16 protein-coding genes are annotated in these 18,428 nt (G+C 59.5%); 8 read left to right on the top strand and 8 right to left on the bottom strand.

Going from position 1 to position 18,428, the window contains the following annotated elements; genetic code table 11:
* The first annotated feature begins 111 nt into the window (after nt 1–111).
* From ACZ5A6_RS15620 to ACZ5A6_RS15590, 7 genes are all read left to right on the top strand, one after another.
* Nucleotides 112–2,064 carry a BTAD domain-containing putative transcriptional regulator gene (locus tag ACZ5A6_RS15620; protein ID WP_464111103.1) on the top strand — a complete coding sequence of 651 codons (1,953 nt, stop codon included), beginning with the start codon at nt 112–114 and terminating at the stop codon, nt 2,062–2,064.
* Between the two features lie 8 nt (nt 2,065–2,072).
* On the top strand, nt 2,073–2,501 hold the full coding sequence (locus tag ACZ5A6_RS15615; protein WP_003511290.1) for a hypothetical protein: 429 nt from the start codon (nt 2,073–2,075) through the stop codon (nt 2,499–2,501).
* A 127-nt stretch (nt 2,502–2,628) separates the two neighbouring features.
* Nucleotides 2,629–3,735, top strand: a complete 1,107-nt coding sequence (locus ACZ5A6_RS15610) for a YcaO-like family protein (RefSeq protein ID WP_464111102.1) — start codon at nt 2,629–2,631, stop codon at nt 3,733–3,735.
* Nucleotides 3,735–4,448 carry a TfuA-like protein gene (locus ACZ5A6_RS15605; RefSeq protein ID WP_464111101.1) on the top strand — a complete coding sequence of 238 codons (714 nt, stop codon included), beginning with the start codon at nt 3,735–3,737 and terminating at the stop codon, nt 4,446–4,448. The genes ACZ5A6_RS15610 and ACZ5A6_RS15605 overlap by 1 nt, the downstream gene beginning before the upstream one ends.
* Nucleotides 4,445–5,650: a hypothetical protein gene (locus ACZ5A6_RS15600; RefSeq protein ID WP_464111100.1), complete on the top strand. Its 1,206-nt coding sequence runs from the start codon at nt 4,445–4,447 to the stop codon at nt 5,648–5,650. The genes ACZ5A6_RS15605 and ACZ5A6_RS15600 overlap by 4 nt, the downstream gene beginning before the upstream one ends.
* A gap of 69 nt (nt 5,651–5,719) precedes the next feature.
* Nucleotides 5,720–6,157: a helix-turn-helix domain-containing protein gene (locus ACZ5A6_RS15595; protein ID WP_025595440.1), complete on the top strand. Its 438-nt coding sequence runs from the start codon at nt 5,720–5,722 to the stop codon at nt 6,155–6,157.
* Between the two features lie 94 nt (nt 6,158–6,251).
* The gene (locus tag ACZ5A6_RS15590) at nt 6,252–6,482 is read left to right on the top strand and encodes a hypothetical protein (protein WP_003511296.1); all 231 of its coding nucleotides are present in this window, start codon (nt 6,252–6,254) and stop codon (nt 6,480–6,482) included.
* Between the two features lie 200 nt (nt 6,483–6,682).
* Here the strand turns inward: ACZ5A6_RS15590 and ACZ5A6_RS15585 are convergent, their stop codons facing one another.
* The 3 genes from ACZ5A6_RS15585 to xylF all read right to left on the bottom strand — a co-directional run bounded on the left by ACZ5A6_RS15585 (nt 6,683) and on the right by xylF (nt 9,918).
* Nucleotides 6,683–7,465, bottom strand: coding sequence for an ATP-binding cassette domain-containing protein (locus ACZ5A6_RS15585; RefSeq protein ID WP_065659662.1), 783 nt, complete (start codon nt 7,463–7,465; stop codon nt 6,683–6,685).
* A gap of 18 nt (nt 7,466–7,483) precedes the next feature.
* Nucleotides 7,484–8,797 carry a sugar ABC transporter permease gene (locus tag ACZ5A6_RS15580; RefSeq protein WP_003511299.1) on the bottom strand — a complete coding sequence of 438 codons (1,314 nt, stop codon included), beginning with the start codon at nt 8,795–8,797 and terminating at the stop codon, nt 7,484–7,486.
* Nucleotides 8,798–8,877: 80 nt separating this feature from the next.
* Nucleotides 8,878–9,918, bottom strand: a complete 1,041-nt coding sequence (xylF, locus tag ACZ5A6_RS15575; protein WP_003511300.1) for a D-xylose ABC transporter substrate-binding protein — start codon at nt 9,916–9,918, stop codon at nt 8,878–8,880.
* Between the two features lie 242 nt (nt 9,919–10,160).
* Here xylF and ACZ5A6_RS15570 point away from each other — a divergent pair, with 242 nt between their 5' ends.
* Nucleotides 10,161–11,393 (top strand): ROK family protein, encoded by a 1,233-nt coding sequence (locus tag ACZ5A6_RS15570; protein WP_464111099.1) that lies wholly within the window; start codon nt 10,161–10,163, stop codon nt 11,391–11,393.
* 19 nt (nt 11,394–11,412) lie between these two features.
* Here ACZ5A6_RS15570 and ACZ5A6_RS15565 read toward each other — a convergent pair whose 3' ends face one another.
* The 5 genes from ACZ5A6_RS15565 to ACZ5A6_RS15545 form a co-directional block, all read right to left on the bottom strand.
* The gene (locus ACZ5A6_RS15565; protein WP_464111098.1) at nt 11,413–12,957 is read right to left on the bottom strand and encodes a glycerol-3-phosphate dehydrogenase; all 1,545 of its coding nucleotides are present in this window, start codon (nt 12,955–12,957) and stop codon (nt 11,413–11,415) included.
* Between the two features lie 189 nt (nt 12,958–13,146).
* Nucleotides 13,147–13,563: a methylmalonyl-CoA epimerase gene (gene mce, locus ACZ5A6_RS15560; RefSeq protein WP_003511303.1), complete on the bottom strand. Its 417-nt coding sequence runs from the start codon at nt 13,561–13,563 to the stop codon at nt 13,147–13,149.
* A 13-nt stretch (nt 13,564–13,576) separates the two neighbouring features.
* Nucleotides 13,577–15,718 (bottom strand): methylmalonyl-CoA mutase, encoded by a 2,142-nt coding sequence (gene scpA / locus ACZ5A6_RS15555; protein WP_464111097.1) that lies wholly within the window; start codon nt 15,716–15,718, stop codon nt 13,577–13,579.
* Between the two features lie 118 nt (nt 15,719–15,836).
* Nucleotides 15,837–17,840, bottom strand: coding sequence for an acetyl-CoA carboxylase biotin carboxylase subunit (locus ACZ5A6_RS15550; RefSeq protein ID WP_464111096.1), 2,004 nt, complete (start codon nt 17,838–17,840; stop codon nt 15,837–15,839).
* The gene (locus ACZ5A6_RS15545; protein ID WP_003511308.1) at nt 17,837–18,400 is read right to left on the bottom strand and encodes an RNA 2'-phosphotransferase; all 564 of its coding nucleotides are present in this window, start codon (nt 18,398–18,400) and stop codon (nt 17,837–17,839) included. The genes ACZ5A6_RS15550 and ACZ5A6_RS15545 overlap by 4 nt, the downstream gene beginning before the upstream one ends.
* Between the last annotated feature and the right edge of the window lie 28 nt (nt 18,401–18,428).

Below are 18,428 nucleotides of genomic sequence, written 5' to 3'. Positions count from 1 at the left end.
TGTTTTCCGCCCGTCGCCCGCGCCTCTATTCACGACAATAGGCAAGCGGCGTCACACCAGCGTCAAATGGAACGCCAATGATGACTTTCAATTTCCCGGACACATTGTTAGATGGTGATTCATGAGGGAACGAAATTGGCTGGGAACGCTGAACTGATACCGATCCGGCTTTTTGGCACTCCGCGCTGCGATGCGGTGCGGCAAGCGTTTTTCCCGTCCAAGGGCTTTGCCCTCACTGCCGCCCTGATCCTTGCTCCCAACCAGTCCCTTTCCCGCCAGCAGGCCGCATCGCTGTTATGGGAAAACGTCGAGCAAAAAAGGGCACTCGGCAATTTGCGGCAGCTGATCCTGCGCCTCCAGAAGCTGTCGAGCGATGACGATGCCATCCTTCTGACAGAAGGGAACGACCTGAAGGCCGGAAAGCTGGCGCAGCGGACCGACCTTGCGATCTTTCTTGCCGGCGCGAGAGCAGAAGACCCGATGCAGAGGCTGCAATCCCTGCTCGAATTCGGCGGCGATCTGCTGGAGGGGCTGGAGGCTGGGCAGGACCACCTTTATCTCTGGCTGCTGTCTGAGCGACGCCGTCTCAAGGACCTGTTCTTTTCAAGCTACACACCGCTTCTGGAGGAGTTGACGCGGTTCGGCCGCGCCAGTTCGAACAACATCGCATCGCTTGCCGAATGCGCGCTGAAGATCGAGCCGGAGCGCGAGGAAACCTACCGCGCCGCCATGGCGGCCTATGCGCGGGTGGGAAACACCAGCGCCTGCGAGGGAATTTTCCAGCTTCTGATGGAACAGCTCCGCCAGGAGGACCGCCCTCCGGAGGCCGAGACAGTGGCGCTTCGACGGCGGATACAAAGTCTGGCCTCGACGATAGTAGCCCCCGCCGAACCGGATGAGGGCAGCCGCCGAAAACCGATGGCAAAACCACGCGTCGCCTTCAGCCGTCCGGTGCGGGTGGACGGGCTTGCGGTATCGCCGGTGATGAGTGCCTTTGTCGAGGATGTCGCCAATAGTCTCGTTCGATACCGGACCTTCACCGTTCTTTCGACGCACAGCACCTTTGTAGCGACACACGACCGGACCGACGACAGTTATGCAATGTTGCGGGCGGATTACCGCATCGTCTCCACGGTTTTCGACGATGCCCGCATGTCGGTAGCGCTGATCGAGGAAGCGACCGGAGAAATCGTCTGGTCGCTGGAGGTCGTGCTGACCGCGCGGCATATTCACGCCGCTTTTCGACTGCTGTCCAAACAGGTGGCCGCGGGGCTTGCCCGCGAGATCGAGCGGCTTCAGGTGGAACCAGACCGCAACCACAGCGGCGAGGCCTACCGGCAATTGCTGGAGGGCCAGCAGCTTCTGCGCGGCAAGTGCGACCTGCCGCTTCTTCGAAGAGCCCGCTCGATGTTCCGCAAGGCGGTCGATCTGGATAACAGCATGGCGGTTGCCCGCGCCCGCGTGGCGCAGAGCCTGCAGCTGGAATGGCTGATGCTGGGCGGCAACGACCCCCACCTGCTGCACCGCGCCAAGGCGGAGGCAGACGCCTCAGTCGAAATCGATCCCGCTCTTGGCGTCGGCCACTGGATGTGCGCCGTCGTGGCGCTCTACCAGCGGGATTTCGACATATCCGCCGAAAGGTTCTTCGAAGCGGAGGCGCTTGCGCCCAACTCCGCCGACCTTTTGCTCCAGCATGCCGATGCGCTCGCCCATTTCGGCGATGCCGAAACCGCATGGGAAAAGTTTCAGCAAGCCATCGACCTCAATCCGCTCGCACCCGACATCTACTGGTGGGCGGGCGCCAGCATCGCGTTCAAGCGTGAGGATTACGGCGCGGCAGTAGAACTGTGCGCGCGCATGGAAAATGACGAGCCGGCATTGCGCGTCTTGACCGCCAGCCACGCGCTCTACGGTGATTTGGACGCTGCCCGGGAAACCGGCAGCAGGCTTCAGGAAAACTATCCGGGTATGACGGCGAGGGAGATCAGCAGCCTGTCCCCAGACCGAGACCCGGTAGCGAATGAAAAATTCTATAACGCACTTCGATTAGCTGGGATCAAATAGGAGTTATTATGTCCTCGCACTTCTTTATTGTCGGAAAAAAGGGTTTCGGCGTTCTCTTCATTCGCACGGCGCCGCTCAGGGTTGCGTCCGTCTCGCATGAGACGATTGCCGCCTATGAAGCCAGCCATCCCGGTGTGGACGGTTACGCGCGCGTTGCTGCGGCAGCAAAATCCATGCTCGTTCGTCAGGACGGCCAGCCCGAAAACGAGCTGGATCAGGTCCAGATCCAGGGCATCGAAGCCCTCGTCGCCGGCGGCGCTGTCGTTTCCGAGGCCGATTTTGCCTTTGTCGGCGAAGTGATCGACGCCGGCTGGGATTTCAACCGCATGGTGCAGGCACCGATCGAATCGGCCCTGAAGGCTGTTGGCCCGGCGGGTTCCGTCACCGGCGAGCTGTTCGACGCCATCCTTGCCGACGACACCAACGCGGCGCCTTGATTGCGGCTCCGCAGCCTTGACCGCTGACGGCGCACATATACCAGCGACAGCGGCTTTAGGGCATCCGGACGCTTCGTTCTTTGATCCCGAACTGCTTCGGCGGTTCGGGATTACCCGCGTCGGAGACGTGACCGGTCTCGATATTATCGGCATACCCGTCTGGTTCGCGACGCGGCCCAATTCACGCGGACTGTCGGTCTCCCAGGGCAAGGGGCTTGTCGCGGAGCAGGCACGGCTTTCCGCGATCATGGAAGCGATCGAAGGTGCCGTCGCCGAAGACACCCGCAAACATATCACCACTTTCGGCTCCATTCGTGAGATGCGGGACAAGGGCGCCCCTCTCGTTCCTTTCGAAACAATCGGCCGGGTCGACCCGGACACTCTTGATCTGCGAAACGAACGCGCCTGGGTGAAGGGAACATCCATACGCCAGCAGCTGGAGGTTTTTGCCCCCTATGAACTGGTGGGCATGGATTTTCGCGCGGATTTCCCTTGGGACCGGCAGGCCTTTCTCATGAGTTCGCAAGGTCTTGCGGCGGGTTTCGACCATGACCACGCGGTTCTGCACGCCTTGCTCGAACTCATCGAAAACGACGCCTGCTTTCTCGTCGATACCTTCGAAACCCGCAGTATCGCGCCGGAACCGGTCGTGTTGCCGATGGGTGTCGACGCATCCTTCGATGCTCTTGTTCAACACCTTTCACATATAGGACTACCGCCCCGCTTCTTTGATCTCACCAATACGCTCGGCGTGCCTGTAGTCATGGCGAGCCTGCCACGGTCAATCCACGCGCAGGACGGACTTGCCACCCGCAGCGCTGCCGGCGCAGCGTGCCGGTTTGGCACCTATGACGCGGCAATTGCCGCGCTGCTGGAGGCGATCCAGTCGCGCCTGACTGATATAAGCGGCGCAAGGGACGATCTCTCTCCTTTTCGCTACCAGCGGGATATGTTTGCGGCGGGACCGGCGGCATCCGAGGTGCGGCCAATGGACCGGATCCCGGCCAGTCTCGATTTTGCGGATAGCGATCCGGCTCTACCGCCGTGGCGTCAGCTTGCAGAGCATCTTTTCGCCGCCGGGATCGACGACATCCATGTCTTTGCGCTGGAAACGGGCGTATCCGGTCTGCATGTCGTCCGGGTTCTGGCAAGCGGCCTCACCCCTGCCGGTGGTGGCCTTCAACGTATATCCCAGCGGACGCTCGACCGGTTCCTGAACCTCGGAGGCCTCTGATGAAGCCGGTGGTTTTTGCAGGCCCGTCCATCCACGGCATCGCACCCGCGCAGATTTCCGGCCTCGATCTTCGTGGCCCGGCTGCCTGCGGCGACATTTTCGACGCGGTAAAGCAGGGTGCCCGGACAATCGGGCTGATCGACGGCCTCTACGGTGACTGCGCCGCCGTGTGGCACAAGGAAATCCTGTTTGCGCTGTCAGGCGGCGTCACTGTTCTTGGTGCCGCCAGCATGGGCGCGCTAAGAGCGACGGAATGCGCGGCCTTCGGCATGATTGGCGTCGGCGAAATCTTTGAAGCCTATCGGGACGGGCTGCGTTTTTCCGACGCCGATGTGGCAGTCAGCCACGCGCCCGGCGAACTCGGCTACCGCCCGCTGACAATCGCGCTTGTCGATGCCGAAGCGACGCTCGAAGCGTGTCGCGCCGCTATCGCCCCAGAGGAACACGACGCCTTGCTGAACGCCGCCCGCAAGCTGCATTTTAACCGCAGGACATGGCGTGCAATGGCAACTGAGGCAAACCTCAACCTCGAGACCGCAAATTTTCTGGCCGGAAACGCGGTTTCCGCCAAACGCAACGATGCGGCCCGGCTTTTAGGCCTGCTTGGCAGCGGAGAATTGCCATCCCCGCCGCCGCAATCGTGGAAATTACAGAACACGGTATTTTTCCAGCAATTGGCCACGCGGAAGACGGCGGGAGAAAAAGCGTCTTGACCGCTGCCCCGCACCCATCTCTGCTGCCCGATTGCGGAGGGCTGATCCGGACAATCGCGCTTGCCTTGCCCGCCGCGTTTTTTGCGGGTGACAGGGCTGACGGGGGCGTATCTCCGCTCATCCCGATCGGAAACCTGCTTTCGGCTCTGCCTTCCGACGTCACGGCCCTTGTTCTTATCGATGGCCCCTGTCTCGCCTCCGCTGAAAGCTGGCTCACCAGGCTGGCAGCGACCTGCACCGCAGAACTGTTGCCGCTCGATGCAACCAGCAGCGTTTCGCACCCGTGGATACAGGACGTGTTCCACGTTCGGACTGCTGATGGGATCGCAACCGAACTGGTTTGTGCATCGGAAAGCGCCATCGCTGGCGAGCTCGCCAATCGTCTCGGGCTTGCCGCCAACGCTTCGCATGTCACTTTGCCGGGCGGTAACCAGCTGGTCGGGCCGGACTTTCGATTGGTGGGCCATTCCAGCCTGCAGGACGACAGGGGTATGGCAAACAATGCGGCAACCGAACGGCCGCAACAATGGCAGCGGGTTCAGGCACTCGACTACAGAACCGTGGGCAGTTTCGGATATCGGCCGGAAGACCTCGGCAATGCCTCGGCCTCAATCGCTCTTACCTTGGCAAAAACGTCGCCTCCGGCGATCACCTTCGGAAAAATCCACCAATGCGGTTTCCACGTCGACCAGTTCGTTTCGGTCACAGGTCTAAGACGCGATGGCCACCCGCTATTGCTGGTTGCCGATCCGGTGGCCCATGAATGCAATGCCCGTAATGCGATGGATTTGAAACGTAAACTGGATGCCTCCGTTCTATTGCTGGCACAGCAGGGCTTCGCAATCCTGCGAAATCCCATTCCGGTTTTACCCGCCATCGACACCAACAAATGCCTGCCTCGGCTTTATAACAACGTGCTTGTTGAAAATATCGTGCGCTCCGACCAAGAGAAGCCATTCGTCTGGGTTCCCCATTTCGGTGATGCGGAAACGCTCGACGGTTTCGACCGAGAGAACAGGAAAATTTGGGAAAGACTGGGCTTTCACGCCATCGGCGTGGCCGGCTGGAGCCATTTTGCCAGCCGAAACGGGGCATTGCGATGTGCAACAAAGGTGATAAACCGTCAACCAGCGCAGCATACCGACGGAAAACAGCCTTACTTTATCAGTAACACCTCACAATACCCGTGGAAATTGTGTTGAATGTCTACCTTCAACAATATTAATTGATAAATATCCAATTTAAGAACCTCACAACTGGAGGAGTTCATGATGCAGGCCAAACTACCCAGCCCGATCGATGTGCATGTGGGTACACAAATCCGAATGCGCCGCAAGTCGCTCGGCATGAGTCAAAGCGCGCTGGCGGGCCGGTTGGGCATTACCTTCCAGCAGGTCCAGAAATACGAAAAGGGTGCCAATCGCGTCGGCGCGTCCCGTTTGCAAGCCATTGCATCGGTTCTCGGCGTCGATGTCAGCTCTTTGTTCGCCAATGCGACGCCGGATGTTGGAAACGCCAATCCCGCCCTTGGCACGATCAATGCCATGCAGTCTTTCGTTGCGTCGAATGAAGGATTTTCGCTCAATCAGGCCTTTGCCCGAATCAAGAGCGCAACCGTGCGCAAGAGCATCGTTGCCCTCGTGACGTCGCTTGCGGCTACCGAAGCGGCGGAAAATAACGGCGCGCCCGAAAACAAGAGCGACGATTGACGCAGGTGTGACGCTCGCGTGACGCTCGATGTGGTCGATAATGAACAACGCGGGATCAACGCGTTTTCATACTGTCGATTGTCGAGAGGGAAGCATGGCGTCTACCACAGCAATACTTGAAGAGGACAATGCGGACGAGATTCTGGCACTCGGGCGGATGGTTTCCTATCTTTGCCAGCGCTCCAAATCTCTGGAACTGGGGATGTCGACCTATTTCCTGGAAATGGCATTGCTGTCGCTGGCCCAGGACATCAATCAGCATGGCTCGCTACCGGCCGGCGCAGAAATGAACGGCAGCGGTTTCGCACACGCCGAACTCCATTAAAACACCGCTTTTTAACGACCGCGTCTGCAATTGCGCAGAGCCGCAGACATTTTTCGTCTGCGGTTCCGGCTGGGCTGAAACACACCGGACGCATATATTTTTTAGTCAACTCCAAGAACTTTTGTTCCCAGCATTTGTCGAGGCCCGGTTTTTACCGGGCCTCGATTTGTAGTGGAAGTAAAGACGACAGAATTCTGTCGTCAGGCAACGACCGCGCCCGGACCCGCCACAGCACCTGATGGCACCTTGCCCAGAATAATCATGCCGAGGACCTCGTCCTTCGTCACATCTTCCGTGCGGGCATGGCCGACCACCTTGCCGTTTTTCATGACGAACACCCGGTCGGCGAGATCGAAGACATCATGGATATCGTGGCTGATGAGGAAGATGCCGATGCCCTGCCGTTTCAGTTCCTTGACGAGATCGCCGACCTGTGCCGTTTCCTGCGGCCCGAGTGCTGCCGTCGGTTCGTCCATGATGAGGATGCGGGCATCGAACAGAATGGCGCGGGCGATTGCCACGGACTGCCGCTGGCCACCGGAAAGCGCCTTCACCGGCTCCTTGAACCGCCGGAAATTGGGGTTGAGACGCCCCATGACCTCGCGGGCCGAAGCTTCCATGGCGACATCATCCAATGTTCCCCATTTCGTCTTCAGCTCGCGGCCGAGATAAAGATTGGCCGCCGCATCGACATTATCCGCCACCGCCAGCGTCTGGTAGATGGTTTCGATGCCGTATTTCTTGGCGTCGCGGGGATTGCGGATATCCGCATCCTCGCCGTTGATGAGGATTTCGCCCCCATCCCGCCGGTATGCACCGGACAATATCTTGATGAGCGTCGATTTGCCGGCACCGTTGTGGCCAAGAAGGGCCACCACCTCACCTGGGAAAAGATCGACAGAGGCGTTTTCCACCGCATGGATACCACCGAAGGAAATGGAAATATTGCGCATTTCCACGAGGGGCGTGACTTGTTCCGTCATTGGGGTTCTCCTCGGTTCTTACTTGGCGCGGGCGCGGTAGATGGTGTCGAGCCAGACGGCGACGACCAGAACCACACCGACGACGATGCGCTGAAAGGGCGTATCGATGCCCACAAGCACCATGCCGGATTGCAGCGATTGCATGACGAGCGCGCCGAGCATCGCGCCCGCTATGGTGCCGACGCCGCCGGCGAGCGACGTGCCGCCGATGACCGCCGCGGCGATCGTATAAAGTTCATCCAGTTCACCCTGGGCATTGGTGGCCGCGTTGAGGCGGGCAGTCGAGATTGCCGCAGCGATGGCGCATAGAACGCCCATCAGCGTGAATATCTTGACCGTGACCCAGCGGGTCTTGATGCCGGCGAGCTCCGCCGCTTCCGGGTTGCCGCCGATGGCGAAAACATAACGCCCGAAGCGAAGCCTCGTCGCGATGAAGGTCATGACAGCACCGACGGCAAGCGCCATCAGCACCGGAATGGCAATACCGTGCGGAATGAACAGACCACCATCCGGCCAAGTAATGCCATTGGCATCGGCATAGTTGCGGGCAATGTTGACCGGCCAGGGATAGCTGTTGACGACAGCCACGAAACCGACGACGACGACGCAGCCAAGTGCCACCAGGAAATATTCCGCCCAGACGGGCCGCAGCGGAAAACCGAAACGGCGACGCTGGTGGCGGGAATTCAGGATTGCCGCGACAATGGCGACGCAGGCGACAATGGCTGCGATCCAGCTCCATGTCGCGCCGATCGAGCCGCTGGTGCCGCCACCCATCAGGCGGAAGGTGGAATCCATCGGCGCCACGGTGCGGCCGCTGGTGACGAACCATGTGCCACCGCGCCAGACCAGCAGACCACCAAGTGTGACGATGAAGGACGGCACGTTCAGGAAAGCGATGATCGAGCCCTGCAGCATGCCGATCGCTCCGCCGACGAGAATGCCGACCAGAAGCGTGACGATCCATGTCGCCCAATGTTCAAAGCCGAGGAGCTGCGGCAGGATTTCCGCCTGCATGACACCCATGATCATGCCGGAAAAACCGAGGATCGACCCGACCGACAGATCGATGTTGCGGGTAACGATGACAAGCACCATGCCTGTCGCCATCACCGCGACCGAAGCGGTCTGGACGGAGAGGTTCCAGAGGTTTCTCGGCGTCAGGAACAGCCCGCCCGAAAGAATATGGAAACCGATCCAGATCAGAAGAAGCGCGCCGACCATGCCGAGCAGCCGGGTATCAAGCTCCGTGGCACTGATGAAACGCGAAATCGAGCCCGTCTTTTCCGTCTTGGGGGACGCTGTGGAATTGGATTGTGTCATGTCGGCCATGGACTGCCGGTCCTCCTTACATCTGAGAGGCGCCGCGCCACGTATCAGTGGCGCGGCGCCCAAACATCAACCTAGCGGTCTCAGTTGCAGGCCTTGACGGATCCGGCCTTTACACCCTGGCAGGCCGTTTCCTTCTTGATCCAGCCGGCGTCGATGACGACGTTCAGATTGTCCTTGGTAATGGCGATGGGCTTGAGGAAGACTGACTGCATCGTCACTTTTTTCGGACCGCCATCAAAAGCGGCAACGCCCTTGATTTCCGTCATCTTCTTGCCGCCCGCAAGTTCCAGCGCGATGCCGGCAGCTTCCTTGCCGAGTTCGCGGCTGTCCTTCCAAACAGATACCGTCTGCGTGCCGAGCGCTACACGGTTCAGCGCGGCGAAGTCCGCATCCTGACCGGATACGGGAACAGAACCTGCGAGGCCCTGCGCGGCAAGAGCGGCAATTGCGCCACCGGCCGTTCCGTCGTTCGAGGCGACGACCGCATCGACCTTGTTGTTATTCTTGGTTAGGAACTGCTCCATGTTCTTCTGGGCATTTTCCGGCTTCCAGCCATCGGTATAGGCTTCGCCGACATTCTTGATCTTGCCCGCGTCGACAGCGGCCTTCAGGACTTCCTGCTGTCCGGCAAAAAGAAAGTCCGCATTCGGATCGGAAGACGAACCCTTGATGAAGACGTAGTTGCCTTCCGGCTTGACCTTGAAGACTTCGGCGGCCTGAAGGCGACCGACTTCCTTGTTGTCGAAGGTGATGTAGAAGGCGTTCTTGTTTTCGATCAGGCGGTCGTAACCGACCACCGGAATACCTTCAGCGACGGCCTTTTCAACAGCCGGGCCAATCGCGTCGCTGTCCTGCGCAAGAATGATCAGCGCATTGGCGCCCTGGGAAATCAGCGATTCCACGTCGGTCAGCTGTTTTGCGGCGGACGACTGCGCATCGGCGGAAATATATTTCGCACCGGCCTTGTCGAGAGCTGCCTTGATTGCCGCCTCATCCGTCTTCCAGCGCTCTTCCTGGAAATTGGACCAGGAAACGCCAACGACGAGATCAGCAGCAATGGCTGCGGTGTGCAGGGAAACGAGTACAGCTGTACCCGCCAAAAGCTTGGCAAACGAATTCATGATGTCCTCCCGGTAAGGGCGAAGCCTGCACCTCCATGCAGGGAAAACGCCCGGAAAAAGCTGTCGGGCTCTGTGATTTCACAATTTTCTCGACAGTCGAGAAAATTAATGTCAGAGATTCCCCATGCTGTCAACAACGGCTGCGGGCAGCATCCGGGTGCCTTGATCTTGCTCGTGGCGTGCGCCATCAGAGGGGATAAGCACGACAGGAAAAAAGCCGTTCAGGGAGCATACCCCAGCCCATGTCCGCCATTGCAAGCACGGAACTGGTGCGCCAGAAAAACAGCCTGTCGGTGATGGCAGCGCTGCGCCTTCATGGCAGCCTATCCCATACGGACATGTCCTCCTTCACCGGGCTTGCCTCCGCCACCGTTTCCGCAATCACCACGGAACTCGAGCGGGCCGGCCTCATCCTGCGCAAAGAGCAGCTAGCCGCCGCCGGGCGCGGGCGGCCGCGCATCCTCTTTGGGCCTGATGGTGCTTTCTGCCACGTCGCCATCGTCATCATTTCGTCCGACAGCGTGCAATATTCGTTGGTCGACTATGCCGGCAAGCTGGTGGACCGCTTCACCGAGCAGAGGATCACGGCTGAAAAAGGGTCGTTCGGCGGCTCGATCCTCTCCGGCCTTGCACGGCTTGCGGACCGTTCGCGCATCGACCGGCACGACATTCTCCAGGTGTCGATCAGCAGCAAGGGGCTTGTGGACGCGGCAGCGGCGGTGCTCGTCTGGTCGCCGGTGCTCGGCACCGAAAAGATAGATTTCCAGCAGCTCATTTCTCAGGACGGCCGCATCCGCGTGACGCTGAACAACGAAACGCTGCTGGCCGCAAAAGCCATCTGGATGCAGGAGCAGGCAAAGGACGGCCCGAAACCGGAGGCACTTGTCACCCTATCGCTCGGCCACAGCATTGGCCTCGGCATTGCCCGCGCCGCGGGTGGCGGGATAGAGGTTAGCGCCCCCAATTTCGGACATATGCTGCATCTGGCCGATGGCGCCCTTTGCCGCTGCGGCACCAGAGGCTGTATCGAGGCCTATTCAGGGTTTTATGCAATCCTGCGTTCAGCATTCGAGGCCCCGCCGCAGGCGGAACCGGCAAAATTCGTGCCGATTGCCGAAGTGGACAAGATCGCCGCTTCCGCCCGCGCCGGCGGGCGCATGGCGCGGCTTGCCTTCCGCACAGCCGGGCTTGCACTCGGCAACGGCCTTTCACGTCTGTTCAGCCTGCACGGCCATATGCCGGTCTTCATCACTGGCCCCGGCACACGCTATTTCGATCTTCTGGAAAGCGGCCTTCACGATGGCCTTGTGCAATCGCAGTCGGTACGCTTCGGCGGAATGCCAAAAATCGGCATCGCGCCCAACGAACCGGAACTGGTGTTCGAAGGGCATATGGAACACGCTCTGTCCGCCGCCGACGACTATATATTGAGCGCTGATGGCCCTGAAAGAGCGGCAAGGAACTCGGGGAACTGACGGGAAAACTCGTAGATGCTCAGGCCTGCTCCGTCACGGCTTCGCCCTTTTCCTTGACACCAGTCAGCGTGGAAACGAATTCATCCAGAGCGGCAGCCTCGTCCCTGCTCAACCGCAGGCCCTGTTTAGTGCGCCGCCAGAGAATATCCTCGGCTGCAAAGGCCCATTCGTGTTCCACCAGCCAGCGCACTTCGCATTCGTAAAGTGTGCCGCCGAAATGCCGGCCGAGGCCGGCAACATCGGTGGCGACACCGAGCAGTTCCGCAGCCTTCGTGCCGTAGTTTCTGATGAGCCGCTCGGCATGGCGTCCATCAAGGAATGGGTAACGGGAGACAAGCGCCCTCACCTGGGTGTCATATCTCTTCGCCCCGAAGTCACCGCCCGGCAGATACGATCCCGCCGTCCAGGGCTTGCCCTTTTCTCCGATGGCTGCGCCGATCTTTTCCAGAGCATGTTCCGCCAGCCGCCGGTAGGTGGTCAGCTTGCCGCCGAAGATATTGAGCAGCGGCGCTTCGCCCTCTGCCTCTTCAACCTTCAGCACATAGTCGCGTGTGGCTTCCTGCGCCTTTGAAGCGCCATCATCGAAAAGCGGGCGCACGCCGGAATAGGTCCAGACGATATCATCGGGCTTCACCGGCTCGCTGAAATATTCGCTGGCGGCATTACAGAGATAGGAAATCTCTTCCTCAGAAATGCGCACCTTGGCCGGATCGCCCTTATAGTCGCGGTCCGTGGTGCCGATCAGCGTAAAATCTTGCTCATAGGGAATGGCGAAGATGATGCGGTTGTCCGGGTTCTGGAAGAAATAGGCGCGCGGATCGGAAAACTTCCTGCGCACGATGATGTGGCTGCCCTGCACGAGACGAACATTGTGCACATCGTTGCGGCCGAACACGCCGGACAGCACGTTATCCACCCATGGGCCAGCGGCATTCACCAGCATGCGCGCTCTGTGCGTGGCTGAACGGCCGGTCTTTTCGTCCAGCGTCTCGATAAGCCACACGCCGCCTTCGCGCCGTGCGGAAACGACCCGCGTGCGGTTCATGATCGTCGCACCGCGATCCGCCGCGTCACGCGCATTCAGAACCACGAAACGGGCATCGTCCACCCAGCCGTCGGAATATTCGAAAGCCTTGGCAAAGACCGGCTTCAGAGGTTTGCCTGCCGGGTCTTGCCGAAGATCGACCGTGCGCGTCGGCGGCAAAAGCTTGCGGCCGCCGAGGTTGTCATAAAGAAAGAGGCCAAGCCGGACCATCCATGCCGGACGCACGCCGCCTTTCTGGAGCGGCAGGACGAAGCGCATGGGCCAGATGACGTGCGGGGCCATGGCCCACAAAATTTCACGCTCCATCAAGGCTTCGCGCACCAGACGAAACTCATAATGTTCGAGATAACGCAGGCCGCCATGGATGAGCTTGGTGGCTGCCGAAGACGTACCGGAGGCAAAATCGCCCTTTTCCGCAAGCGCCACGGAATAGCCTCTACCCACGGCATCGCGGGCAATGCCGCAACCATTCACGCCACCGCCGATGACAAAAAGATCGAATATGTTTTCGCCGGACATAGGGCCTCCCAAGACAGCGCCGGGGACCATTTTCCCCTACGTTGAAAGATTATCGTCATAAAAGCGAAAACAAAACGAATGTCAAAAGAAAACAAACGAAACCCATGTTTTCAGCACAAGCGAACGGCAACTGCCGCCGGTGAATCACTTCGCCAGCGTGTTTCGGGATGTCGGTACGGGGTCTGTGTTTCAGACGTGTGTCGGAGTGACCTGCTCAAGCTCGTAAAGCACGCCGCCCATATCCTTTGGATGCAGGAAGAGAACGGGATTGCCATGCGCGCCGATCTTCGGCTCGCCGTCACCTAAAATGCGGATGCCTTTTTGGACGAGATCGTCTCGCACGGCCAGAATATCCGGCACCTCAAAGCACAGATGATGCGTGCCGCCACCCGGATTTCTTTCGAGGAAGGCGGTAATCGGGGAGTTCTCTCCAAGCGGATGAAGAAGTTCGATCTTGGTATTGTCAGCCTGAACGAAAACCACTGTCACGCCGTGTTCGGGCAGGGATTGCGGCTCGGAAACTTGAGCGCCAAGCGCCCTGTATCGCGAAACCGCGGCATTAAGATCGGGCACGGCAAGGGCGACGTGGTTCAATCTTCCGAACATGGCCGTATTCCTCTCACGCGTTGCGCCGGATGCCTTCCAGCAGATCGAGAACCTTGTTGGCCGCATCCATGACATTGGTGCCGGGTCCGAAAATCGCCGAAACGCCGTGGTCGAGCAGGAACTGATAATCCTGGCGCGGAATGACGCCGCCGACGACGACGATGATGTCCTGGGCACCCTTCTGCTTGAGCGCCTCCACAAGCTGCGGTGCGAGCGTCTTGTGGCCTGCGGCAAGCGACGACATGCCGACCACATGCACCTTGTTCTGAGCCGCAAGATCGGCTGCCTCGGCAGGCGTCTGGAACAGCGGCCCGGCCAGCACATCGAAACCGATATCGCCAAAGGCCGACGCGATAACCTTCGCGCCGCGATCATGCCCGTCCTGCCCGAGCTTTGCGACCATGATGCGCGGTTTGACGCCGAGCCGTTCTGCCACGCCGGAAAGCCGCGTAGCGAGCGTGGCAAGCTCCGGCTCGTCCTTGTAGGCCTCGCCGTAAATATCCTCCACCACTTCCGGCACGGCAACGTAATCGCCGAAGACGGCACGCAGCGCATCGGAAATCTCGCCGACGGTGGCGCGGGCGCGGGCGGCGACGACTGCCGCCTCGAGAATATTACCCTTGCCGCTACGGGCAATTTCAGACAATGCCGCCAGCGCCTTCGAGACGTCCCCGCCGTCGCGGCGACGTTTGGTGTCCTCAAGGCGGCGGATTTGCGCAGCGCGTACGGCGGCGTTGTCGATATCGAGAACGTCGATATCCTCTTCGGTTTCCAGACGGTAGCGGTTGACGCCGACGATGACTTCCTCGCCCTTGTCCACGGCCGCCTGCCGACGCGTGGCCGCCTCCTCGATCAATCTTTTGGGCAGGCCCTCGGCCACCGCTTTGGTCATGCCACCAAGCGCTTCCACCTCCTCAATCAGCGCCCAGGCTTTTTGCGCCAGTTCATCCGTCAGGCTTTCGACGTAGTAGGAACCGGCCAGCGGATCGACGACCTTGGTGACGCCGGTTTCATGCTGGAGAATAAGCTGGGTGTTGCGGGCGATGCGGGCGGAAAATTCTGTCGGCAGGGCAATGGCTTCATCAAAGGAATTGGTGTGCAGCGATTGTGTGCCGCCCAGCACGGCGGACATGGCCTCGAAAGCGGTGCGGACAATGTTATTGTAAGGGTCCTGTTCCTGAAGAGACACACCGGATGTCTGGCAATGGGTGCGCAGCATGAGCGACGACGCCTTTTGCGGCTTGAACTCTTCCATGATGCGCGACCAGAGGAAGCGGGCGGCGCGCAGCTTTGCGGCCTCCATGAAGAAATTCATACCTATGGCAAAAAAGAACGACAGGCGGCCGGCGAAATCATCGACATTCAGTCCCTTGGCAAGGGCGGCCCGCACATATTCCCGCCCATCCGCCAGCGTGAAGGCAAGCTCCTGCACCAGCGTGGCACCTGCCTCCTGCATGTGATAGCCGGATATCGAAATAGAGTTGAATTTCGGCATCTCCTTCGCCGTATATTCAATGATATCAGCAATGATACGCATCGAAGGCTCGGGCGGGTAGATATAGGTGTTGCGGACCATGAACTCCTTGAGAATGTCGTTCTGGATGGTGCCGGAAAGCGCGGCACGCGAGACACCCTGCTCTTCCCCCGCAACGATGAAATTGGCGAGCACCGGAATGACGGCCCCGTTCATGGTCATGGAGACGGAGACCTTTTCGAGCGGTATACCATCGAACAGGATTTTCATGTCCTCGACGCTGTCGATCGCTACGCCGGCCTTACCGACATCGCCTTCAACGCGCGGGTGGTCGCTGTCATATCCGCGATGAGTGGCAAGATCGAAGGCGACCGAAACACCCTGTTGGCCGGCGGCAAGCGCCTTTCGATAAAAGGCGTTGGAAGCTTCGGCAGTCGAAAACCCGGCATATTGGCGGATCGTCCATGGCCGCCCGGCATACATGGTGGCGCGCGGGCCGCGCGTGAAGGGCGCAAAGCCCGGCAGACCATCGAGATGTGAAGCCTTTTTCAGGTCATCGGCCGTGTAAAGCGGTTTAACGTCAATGCCTTCGGGCGTATGCCAGACGAGTGCATCCGGTGAACGCTTCAGCTCCTTTTCGGCAAGCTGCAGCCAATCCCGCACCGTTTTTTCACCCGACATGCATATCTCCCCTTCTGCATTTCATTTTCAGTACTGTGACTGGTGATCGTGACCGAAATCCAGCCTACCCCGTAACCCGCTCCGCCCCTCATCCGTTCCTCAAAAACGGTATCAAGCCCTATTCAAATTCGATGATAACCTCATCCACGGCGAGGCTATCGCCCGGCTTTGCCGACACTTTAGCGACCCGGCCGCGTTTTTCCGCACGCAGGATGTTCTCCATCTTCATTGCCTCCACCGTCGCCAGCGCCTGACCGGCTTCCACCTCGTCCCCCTCGCCAACCGAGATCCCGGTGATGACGCCCGGCATCGGGCAGAGCAACAGTTTCGACGTATCGGGCGGCAGCTTTTCCGGCATCAGCAGCGCCAATTCCGCCACGCGCGGGCTGCGCACATGGGCGAGAACATCCATGCCGCGCCAGCGCAGGCGAACCGCCGCACCGGCAAGATCGACCTTGGCGGCGATCACCTCGCCCGCCACCGTGAACAGGCCAAGGCTGCGGCCGGGAAGCCAGCCGATAGCGACCGTCAGCGCAGCACCATCCTCAAAACGGATTGCCATGCCTTCAGCACCGGTTTCCACGCTGACGCTTCGATGGGATTGACCAAGCGAAACCACCCAGTCCTGACCGACAATGCGACGATGATTGCCAATGGTACCGGAAATTTCGACCGCACGGTTTTGAAGCCGCTGGTGGATAACGGTGGCGATGGCTGCGAGCTTGCGCGCGGAAGCCTCATCGGGCTCCACCCCGGAAAAGCCCTCCGGAAATTCCTCGGCGATAAAACCCGTCGTCAGACGGCCGGCCCGAAAACGCTCGTGCTGCATGACAGCCGAGAGGAACGGCAGATTGTGGCCGATGCCCTCCACTTCGAAACGATCCAGCGCCTGCCCCATTGCATCGATGGCGGTTTCACGATCCTTTGCCCAGCTACAAAGCTTGGCGATCATCGGATCGTAATACATCGAGATTTCACCGCCTTCGAAGACGCCGGTATCGTTGCGGATCACGGTGCCGTTTTCCTGCTTGCCCTCTTGCGGCGGGCGATACCGTGTCAACCGGCCGATGGAGGGCAAGAAATTACGATAGGGGTCTTCGGCATAAAGCCGGGTTTCGATTGCCCAGCCGTTCAACTTTATATCGGTCTGCCCGAAGGACAGCTTTTCGCCTGATGCCACGCGGATCATCTGCTCGACCAGATCAATGCCTGTGACGAGTTCCGTTACCGGATGTTCCACCTGCAGACGCGTATTCATTTCCAGAAAGTAGAAATTGCGCTCGCCATCGACGATGAATTCCACCGTTCCGGCCGAATGGTAACCGACTGCTCTCGACAGAGCCACGGCCTGCTCGCCCATGGCCTTGCGCGTTGCCTCATCAAGAAAGGGCGATGGCGCTTCCTCGATGACCTTCTGGTTGCGGCGCTGGATCGAGCACTCTCGCTCGCCAAGGTAAAGAATATTGCCGTGTTGATCGCCCAGCACCTGAATTTCGATATGGCGCGGCTGGGTGACGAATTTCTCGATGAAGATGCGGTCGTCCCCAAAGGAAGATTTCGCCTCGTTTTTTGACGACTGGAAACCCTCGCGCGCCTCCGCATCGTTAAAGGCGATGCGCATGCCTTTTCCGCCGCCGCCGGCCGAAGCCTTGATCATCACGGGATAACCGATCTCGGAGGCGATCCTCACCGCCTCATCTGCATCCCCAATTAGCCCCATATGGCCGGGCACGGTGGAAACACCGGCTTCCGCCGCTAGCTTCTTGGAGGTGATCTTGTCGCCCATGGCCTGGATAGCGCCGACCGGCGGGCCGATGAAGATCACACCCGCCTTCTCCAGCGCCTCGGCAAAGGCAGCGTTCTCCGACAGGAAGCCATAGCCGGGATGCACCGCATCAGCCCCGGTCTTCTCGATCGCAGCAAGGATTTTATCGATGACGATATAGGACTGCGACGAGGGCGCCGGACCGATATGAACGGCCTCATCCGCCATCTTCACATGCAAAGCATTGGCATCAGCATCCGAATAGACGGCAACCGTCGCAATGCCCATCTTCTTCGCCGTCTTGATGACCCGGCAGGCGATCTCGCCGCGATTGGCGATGAGGATTTTCTTGATCATTTGCCATCGCCTTCAAAAGTATGATTCTCAATCAGCGTCAGATACGCAGCGGGAACAGCATCGGTCAGCCAGACACCATTGTCGGCTTGAAAAAAGCTGTGGCCAGCGGCAAACATCCGACTGGCATCAACCATTAGGATGGCGGGTTTTCCGTGCCGCTGGCCGACCGCATGTGCCGTCACGCTGTCTGCCGAAAGATGAACCTGCTGCCGGCTGCCCGGTCGCAATCCTTCCTGCAGGATAGCATCTAGGAAACGTGTCGCAGTACCATGGAAAAGCTGCGGCGGCGGTTCTAAAGGAGCGCTACCAAGATCGACCTTTACTGAATGCCCCTGCGCGGCCCGGATGCGGTGCCCATCTTCCGAAAGGGTGAAACGCTTCTTGTCGCTTTCGGTAACGACCGCACGCAGACCGGCCTCGTCGAGCAGCGTGCCACTCGCATTTGCTTTTGCCAATAGATCTCCGACATCCGCCCAACCCTGAGCATCCATGGTAAGCCCGATGCTTTCGGGCGCATGTCGCAGAACATAGCTCAGGAATTTGCTGGTGGCCGTCGACATTGAATTTCATTCCCTATTGGCGGATGAC

Source organism: Agrobacterium sp. 6Ca8 (genome assembly GCF_055382765.1).
This window is presented reverse-complemented; position numbering and strand designations above follow the sequence as displayed.

Bases quoted from the DNA above. Each gene is read 5' to 3' on its own strand.
- ACZ5A6_RS15620 (WP_464111103.1), top strand. From the start codon at position 112: ATGGTGATTCATGAGGGAACGAAATTGGCTGGGAACGCTGAACTGATA.
- ACZ5A6_RS15615 (WP_003511290.1), top strand. From the start codon at position 2,073: ATGTCCTCGCACTTCTTTATTGTCGGAAAAAAGGGTTTCGGCGTTCTC.
- ACZ5A6_RS15605 (WP_464111101.1), top strand. From the start codon at position 3,735: ATGAAGCCGGTGGTTTTTGCAGGCCCGTCCATCCACGGCATCGCACCC.
- ACZ5A6_RS15595 (WP_025595440.1), top strand. From the start codon at position 5,720: ATGCAGGCCAAACTACCCAGCCCGATCGATGTGCATGTGGGTACACAA.
- ACZ5A6_RS15590 (WP_003511296.1), top strand. From the start codon at position 6,252: ATGGCGTCTACCACAGCAATACTTGAAGAGGACAATGCGGACGAGATT.
- ACZ5A6_RS15585 (WP_065659662.1), bottom strand. From the start codon at position 7,465: ATGACGGAACAAGTCACGCCCCTCGTGGAAATGCGCAATATTTCCATT.
- ACZ5A6_RS15580 (WP_003511299.1), bottom strand. From the start codon at position 8,797: ATGGCCGACATGACACAATCCAATTCCACAGCGTCCCCCAAGACGGAA.
- xylF (WP_003511300.1), bottom strand. From the start codon at position 9,918: ATGAATTCGTTTGCCAAGCTTTTGGCGGGTACAGCTGTACTCGTTTCC.
- ACZ5A6_RS15570 (WP_464111099.1), top strand. From the start codon at position 10,161: ATGTCCGCCATTGCAAGCACGGAACTGGTGCGCCAGAAAAACAGCCTG.
- ACZ5A6_RS15565 (WP_464111098.1), bottom strand. From the start codon at position 12,957: ATGTCCGGCGAAAACATATTCGATCTTTTTGTCATCGGCGGTGGCGTG.
- mce (WP_003511303.1), bottom strand. From the start codon at position 13,563: ATGTTCGGAAGATTGAACCACGTCGCCCTTGCCGTGCCCGATCTTAAT.
- scpA (WP_464111097.1), bottom strand. From the start codon at position 15,718: ATGTCGGGTGAAAAAACGGTGCGGGATTGGCTGCAGCTTGCCGAAAAG.
- ACZ5A6_RS15550 (WP_464111096.1), bottom strand. From the start codon at position 17,840: ATGATCAAGAAAATCCTCATCGCCAATCGCGGCGAGATCGCCTGCCGG.
- ACZ5A6_RS15545 (WP_003511308.1), bottom strand. From the start codon at position 18,400: ATGTCGACGGCCACCAGCAAATTCCTGAGCTATGTTCTGCGACATGCG.